Origin of the sequence: uncultured Fibrobacter sp. (assembly GCF_947166265.1) — a bacterium.
Taxonomy (GTDB): Bacteria; Fibrobacterota; Fibrobacteria; order Fibrobacterales; family Fibrobacteraceae; genus Fibrobacter.
The window spans coordinates 1-6,738 of the sequence record NZ_CAMVDO010000067.1; the positions used below are offsets into that span (position 1 = coordinate 1).

General features: G+C 48.0%; 5 protein-coding genes. 4 read left to right on the forward strand and 1 reads right to left on the reverse strand.

Annotation, left to right across the window (positions count from 1 at the left end; translation table 11 throughout):
* Positions 1–186 precede the first annotated feature (186 nt).
* The 4 genes from Q0W37_RS14855 (at position 187) to Q0W37_RS14870 (ending at position 5,637) form a co-directional block, all read left to right on the forward strand.
* Complete coding sequence (locus tag Q0W37_RS14855) at positions 187–474, forward strand: hypothetical protein (RefSeq protein WP_297702327.1); 288 nt, start codon at positions 187–189, stop codon at positions 472–474.
* Between the two features lie 91 nt (positions 475–565).
* Positions 566–1,684: an ATP-binding protein gene (locus tag Q0W37_RS14860; protein WP_297702328.1), complete on the forward strand. Its 1,119-nt coding sequence runs from the start codon at positions 566–568 to the stop codon at positions 1,682–1,684.
* A gap of 118 nt (positions 1,685–1,802) precedes the next feature.
* A complete protein-coding gene (locus Q0W37_RS14865; RefSeq protein WP_297702329.1) occupies positions 1,803–2,537 on the forward strand; it encodes an IMP cyclohydrolase in 735 nt (244 codons plus the stop codon).
* A gap of 235 nt (positions 2,538–2,772) precedes the next feature.
* On the forward strand, positions 2,773–5,637 hold the full coding sequence (locus Q0W37_RS14870; protein ID WP_297702330.1) for a TIGR02171 family protein: 2,865 nt from the start codon (positions 2,773–2,775) through the stop codon (positions 5,635–5,637).
* A gap of 15 nt (positions 5,638–5,652) precedes the next feature.
* On the opposite strand, the gene Q0W37_RS14875 is transcribed toward Q0W37_RS14870, so the two are convergent.
* Positions 5,653–6,738 (reverse strand): GntR family transcriptional regulator (locus Q0W37_RS14875; protein WP_297702331.1); only part of this gene is annotated, 1,086 nt, incomplete at its 5' end.

The window sequence follows — 6,738 nt, forward strand, 5'->3', positions numbered from 1 at the left end:
CTCGACAAGCTCGCGAAGGAAGGGTAGGGGTTCTGGGCTGTGGGGTCGCTCGTTTCACTCGCTTTGGGATATGAGGTAAAGATGTCAAATAGTACATTTACTTTTCCTCATACCTCAAAGGCGCAATGCGCCGACCCCATACCTCACACTTCACACCTTATGCCTCGTTCCCTTTGCATTTTTCTTTTGCTTTTTGCCCTTGCGATTCCCGCTGCTGCCGCAGATAAGCTCGACAAGTACGACAGCGCCTACGTGAGTACGCTGAACATGACCGATGCCGAAATTGCGGAAACTTACGGCGTCGACTCGACCAAGCTGAACCAGGGGCCGACCCTCCAGGAACTCAACGAAGAGAATCCGAGCTACGTCAAGCGCGAATACAACCACCGCCAGCAAGTGATCGTTGGCAGCGTGGTGATGCTCTGCGTCGCCGTCGCCATGGTGCTCATGAACAATTATAACCCGAAAAGGTGATTTTTCTAGAAAAAATGGAAATCTCTTGACTTTTTACTTTACTTTTGGTATATTACTAAAGGTATATTACTAAAAGTAAAGTGAGATGGTTATGGAGAACCCTTTTTCTTTGGAACCCTATACGTCAAAGGATCGTTTCTGCGACCGAGAGCAGGAACTTGGTGATGTTTTGTCTTTTTTGACGAATGGTTCAAATGTCACTTTGATTTCTCCGAGGCGCTATGGCAAGACTGGCCTGATTTTTAGGACTTTTGAGGATCTTAAGGAAAAACACTATATATGCATTTATGCCGATATTTTCTCGGCGCAGAATTTAGATGACCTTATTAAGATTTTGTCCGAAGCGATTGTCTGCTCAATGTCGAGTGAGTCGCTTGTAAAAAAGTTTTTTGCGGCTCTTAAAAATGCGCGTCCTCTGCTCAGTTATGATCCCATTTCGGGAAGTCCGCAGGTTTCACTTTCCTTTCAACAAGAAGGGGAAAGACCCAAAACACTAAAGTCTCTTTTTGATTTTCTTGAAAAACAGGGCAAGAAAATTGTCTTTGCTATTGATGAATTTCAACAGGTTCGCGAATTTAAGGAAACAAATGTTGAGGCTCTGCTAAGAACTTATATCCAGCAATTACATCATGTGAAGTTTATCTTTTGCGGAAGCAAGAAACACCTGATGACGGACATGTTTGTAAATGCGAAAAGCCCTTTTTACGAAAGCTCTAGGACGGTTCATATTGACCGTATTGTCCCCGAAAAATATGGCCCGTTTATTAAGGATTTGTTTAAAAAATATGGAAAATCTATTGATAATGAATCAGTTGATTTTATCATGGATTGGACCAAACGACATACGTATTACACACAGTACGTTTGCAACCGTGTTTTTGCAGAATGCTCCCAGAAGATTGTTTTGGATGATGTCAAGGTAGTGGTGACTCGGATTATTCGAAATGAAATTGCGAACTTTATTGAACGTCGCAATTTAGTAACCGAAAAGCAATGGTTGTTCTTAGTGGCTGTTGCTAAGGAGGGGGCTGTTCGGCAGCCAACGGCAAATGCGTTTTTGATGAAATATCGTATAGGGAATTCTGCTACGGCAAAAAAGATTTTTGCCGCTCTGGTTGAAAAGGAACTTTTGCTGGAACAGAGCGACCTAGAAGGAAAATGTTACAGCGTATACAATGTATTCATGTCTAGGTGGATGGAAACGTTATAGATTTTTTTATATTTGTGATTGAATAAAGTATGGATCCCCTCCCTTTGGTCGAGGAAGACTTCGAGGAAGGCTGTTTGACGTACTAATCCCTGTAACCTGAAACCTGTAACCTATAACTATGACATACACAGACGAAGCAAAACAGAATTTCAAGACCCTCTCCAAGAACCCCTATCCCGGTCGTGGCATCGTGCTCGGCACCAGCGCCGACGGCAAGTCCTACGTTCAGGTCTACTGGATCATGGGTCGCAGCGTGAACAGCCGCAACCGCGTTTTCGAGATGGAAGCCAAGACTGGCTTCATGAAGACGAAGGCTTTCGACGAATCCAAACTCACGGATCCGCACCTGATTATCTACTACCCGGCCCGTCACACGGCTGATGTTCAGATTATCACGAACGGCGACCAGACCGACACCATTTACGATGCCATCAAGCTCGGCGGTACCTTTGAAAGCGCCCTCGCTACGCGTCAGTACGAAGACGATGCCCCGAACTTCACGCCGCGTATTTCCGGCATTCACTACAAGAACGCCCAGCCGGCTCTCTACAAGCTCTCTATCCTCAAGAGCCGTAACAACTGCGAAGACGCCGGTTGCGAACGCATGACGTTCGAGTTCGAAAAGGCTCTGCCGGGTCTCGGCCACTTTATCAGCACCTACGAAACCGACGGCAACCCGATTCCTAGCTTCAAGGGTTTCCCGCAGTTGATGCCGATTTTTGACAATGCCGAAGACACGCTCAAGAAGTACTGGGCAGCTCTCGACAAGGACAACAAGGTGTCGCTCATGGTCAAGTGGATTGACCGCAAGACCTTCAAGGCCAAGACCCTGATTGTGAATAAAAACAAGTAGCAACAAATAGTACCCAACGTCATTCTGAGAACGCTTGGCGTTCGAAGAATCCAGACAAGAATATTATGGACTGGATCCTTCGACTTCGCCCGAAGGGCTCCGCTCAGGATGACATTTCGGGTCGATTCTCCACCACGTTCCCAAGGATGTGGTGCTTTTAAATAAGGCGACTTCTTTATAGGAAGCCGTCCTTTTTATATTTGGAGGTGTCGTATTTGTGGGGTATAGAGTTTTAATGAGATGGATCTTTTTCATATTGCTGCTTTTACAGCTAGCCTTAATCGCCTGTTCCAATTCAGAATCGGCGTCCTCGGATGAAGAGGCTCCTGAAGAAGTGGATGTTGTAATCCCTGAGCCAAGTGATAGTCTTTTACAGGACACTCTCACGAGGGACAGCTTAATTAAGAACAGTCTGCAAAAAGATAGCCTTGCCCGTATAGACAGCCTCGCTCGAATAGACAGCTTGTTTAAGGCGCGCAATTTGCTCTTGATTTATGCGAAGGATTTGACCGTAGAATTAGGCACGGATTTGCCCGATGCGCGCGTGAACGAACGCCCGGCCATGAAGGTGAAATTCAATTACGATTTTTATATGTCCAGGCATGAAATCACCTGTAGCGAATTTAACGCCCTCATGAAAAAGGCGGCGGGCCTTGCGCTGGAATGTACCTCTGAATCGCTTCCGGCTGTAAATTTGACTTTTTACGACGCCGTACTTTTTGCAAACGAACGCAGCAAAAAAGAAGGCTTCGATACCGCTTATACTTATTTGGCAAAGTCCTTTGATTCCGAAAAGCACTGTATCAATCTCGAAGGGTTTGTATACCATCCTGAAATGGAATCGTACCATTTGCCGACCGAAGCGGAATGGATGCTTGCCGCACAATCGAATTGGGACGCCGAAAAGTCTTGGACCGCAGACAATTCCGAATACAAGTTACACCCGGTTTGTTCTAAGGCAAGCGAAGATGAACTCTGTGACATGATGGGCAATGCCCTGGAATGGGTGAACGACTGGCTTGGAAACTTCCGTGATACTCTCGTGACAAATTATGTCGGTTCGCCCGATGGGGGAGCGCTTGCGCAGCGTGTCGTTAAGGGCGGATCTTTCCGCAACCAGGCTTCTGCTATTTCTTTGTATTCTCGTGGCGATGTTTATTCGGTAACTTCTTCGACACGTGGTGATTATGTAGGGTTCCGCCTTGCTTTCGGCAAAATTCCAGATGCCTTATGGATGGGGAACTCGGGCCGCGTCGCTTCGAGCAGGATTACGCCGCTTGCGAATTCGTCGTCGGTATACGCCCATGCCAATACTTACAAGGCCAAGCTAGCCTTTAGAAACGATGTCTCCGGAAACCTGGCCTTTGTCGATTATTCGAACGGAACGTTGTCTGTTGTAGAAATCGTCGATTCGATCGATGTGTACCACCCCGATATTTCGCCAGACGGTAACCATGTCGCCTTTTCTACGATGTACGAAGGGCTTGACGGCAAGTCTGCTGTTTATGTCCGTGATTTGAACGAAGAAGGTTCAAACCTGGTGAAGCTTGAAGTCGAAAGTGCAGCCATTCCGCGTTGGCGTGTGCTTGAATCCGGCGATACCGCCATTGTGTATGTCACCAATGCGGCAAACAATAAAGACGAAGCCACCTTCCGTTCGACTTCGACTTGGCAGGTGATTTTTGCAAATGGTAAATTCGGTACTCCGCAAAAATTGTTCGATGGTGCATTCCACGGGGGAATCAGTTCCGACGGCCGCTTAGCGGTTTCTGGGGCGCGACTTTTGCGTGCCCGCGTTTCGGAGCGTGATACGGTATGGTACAACGGCGAACAGGCCTGTAATGTTTCGCTTTCAAAGGACGGCTCTAATCGTACGTTGTTCCTGGATTTCGGCAGCTCTACGGGGCGTAATTTTGTTGGCGAAAGGTATTCGACTCACGGACGGCTTTTTGTGACGGATTCTTTAGGTAAGTTGATTCAGTCTGTCCGCGCACCGGCGGGCTACACGTTCGACCATACGGAATGGGCGGGTAACTTAAACCTTGTCGTCGCCACTCTTGTGAATACGAATGGTTCTCACCGCAAAATTGTATTGCTTGATTTACAAGACTCTAGCTTTACGGAACTTGCCGAAGGCGAAGAACTTTGGCATCCGAATCTGTGGGTTTATTCGGAACCCGTTGTTGCAGAAGATCCTTCGATTGATGTCGATAGCGCCGGCGTCTATTTTACGCCACAGGGGGGTGCAGCAGCCGTTATTCTGCGTTATAAAATGGAACTCTTGTGGAAATTCAAGGATACGGCAAACGTTGCCATTCTCGGTTCTTCGAGGCCGCTAGATGGAATCGTGCCCCTCAGTTTAGATACATGCTTCTTTGCGCTCAACCTTTCCAATGTTCCGAACATGATGGCGACATCGGATTATCTGTTGACGAACTACGTGTTCCCGCATTTCAATAAATTGAAATTTGTCGTAGTCTCCTTGGATATTGATTTGTGGTATCACCCTGAAACCGAAACGTACAATTTCTTCTCCCAAGAATATGAAAATTACCCCGGCTATGTTTATGACAGAAACCACGATTTCTGGAAAGAGGGCGTGCCTAAGGAATTGGCCCGATTGACGGAGGAATCTTTGGGCCTAGATTTTTATCAGGAACGCTTTATAGAATCTCGTGGCTACAATTACGAGCCATCCGGTAATTGGGATAGTGCTCCTTTTGTTGAAAACGATAGCATGTGGATGACGGAACTTTCTGCGAATTATTACGCCAGCCTTGAGCATTTAAAGAATATTTTGCGTATAGCCGAAGAAAAGGGAGTCTTTGTCGTGGGCATTATTTTCCCGCAGAGTCCGGCTTTTAAAGAAACAGGCTCGTTTGGACGTTATGGAATCCGCCGAAGTGAAGCTCCGGCGTTGATCGAAGAAATAAGGACCCTGGAGCAGGAATACCCTCATTTCCATTTATGGGATGAAAATAAAATGGGGGAGCATGACTATACCGACGAAATGGCATCCAACGAGGACCATTTGAGTTACCCTGGGGCAATCCAATTGACGACGCGACTTGACTCGCTGCTGAAGGTATTGAGTAAATAAGAGAAAAAGGGCGCTTTATTTTTCCACCACGTTCCCGAGGATGTGGTGGATTTTTTTGATGCCGTCGAATGCCGAGGGGCTACTGATGTAGTAGAAGATTTGCTCCACGAGCGCGTCGGTGTTGAAGTCGTAAGAGGGAATGCGCAGCAGGTAGCTTTCCATGGAGTTGTCGAAGGCGATGTAGTTCGGGCCGATGTTCGGTTGCGGGATTTCCATGTTGTTTTCTTCGACCATTTCCATGAAGATTCCCGCAACTTCGTCGTTCACGCAAATCCAGGGCATGTTGTTGCCGCTTTTCGCCTGGAATTCGAGGGCGCGTTCGGCGAGTTTCTTGAGCTTTTCCTTTTCGAGGCTTCGCGCCATAATTTCTACGGAGAGCTTTTCGACTTTCTTGCGTGCAATTTGTTTGTAATCCCAGGGGCTTGCGAATTCGGCGTCTACATAGGGGTGCACCACGAGTCCCGATTCTTCGAGACCGGTGAGGCGGTCCTTGGACCAGGAGCTGTTATGGTAAGGCGAAAAGTATCCGACTTCGGTCACGCCGAGGCCGAGTAGGTAGCGTCCGATTTCTTTGCCGGGGGTCTTGCCGAAGGTAGAGTTAAAGAAGGTCCAGTTGTCCTTGCGCATAAAACTCTTGGGCACGGCGTCGATGGGGTGTTCCCACCACACGGCCACGGGGAACTTGGCATCGGCGAAAAATGTCAGGAGCGGTCTGAAGTTCTGCACCAGGAGCGTCGAAAGTACCGCCCCTACGGCGTTCGGGTGTTCCGAAAGTTTGCAGGGCTTGCCGCTGCGGTCAATGAGCTTGCCCGAGGCGTCGTCTATGCCGAACAGGGTGAGCTTGTAATGGTTCTTACCGGCGGTCTTGTACACGAGTCGCAGAAAGTCCAGTTCGCGTTCACTTTCGGCGCTGAATCCGCCCCAGCTGTTGCAGCGCGTTACGAAGATGAGTTCGCTGAGCGGTGCGTCGTCTTTCTTTTGCTGCTTGCGGTAGAAAAGGTATTGGCGGCCTTCCTTTTTCAGGATATTGCGTGCGACCTTTTCTTCGAGAAACTTACGGAGCGTCCCCTGCGACACGTTGTAGCGTGCGGAGAGTTCCTT

Excerpts from the sequence above, each read along its gene's own strand:
- Q0W37_RS14860 (WP_297702328.1), top strand. The coding sequence starts at position 566 with ATGGAGAACCCTTTTTCTTTGGAACCCTATACGTCAAAGGATCGTTTC.
- Q0W37_RS14865 (WP_297702329.1), top strand. The coding sequence starts at position 1,803 with ATGACATACACAGACGAAGCAAAACAGAATTTCAAGACCCTCTCCAAG.
- Q0W37_RS14870 (WP_297702330.1), top strand. The coding sequence starts at position 2,773 with ATGAGATGGATCTTTTTCATATTGCTGCTTTTACAGCTAGCCTTAATC.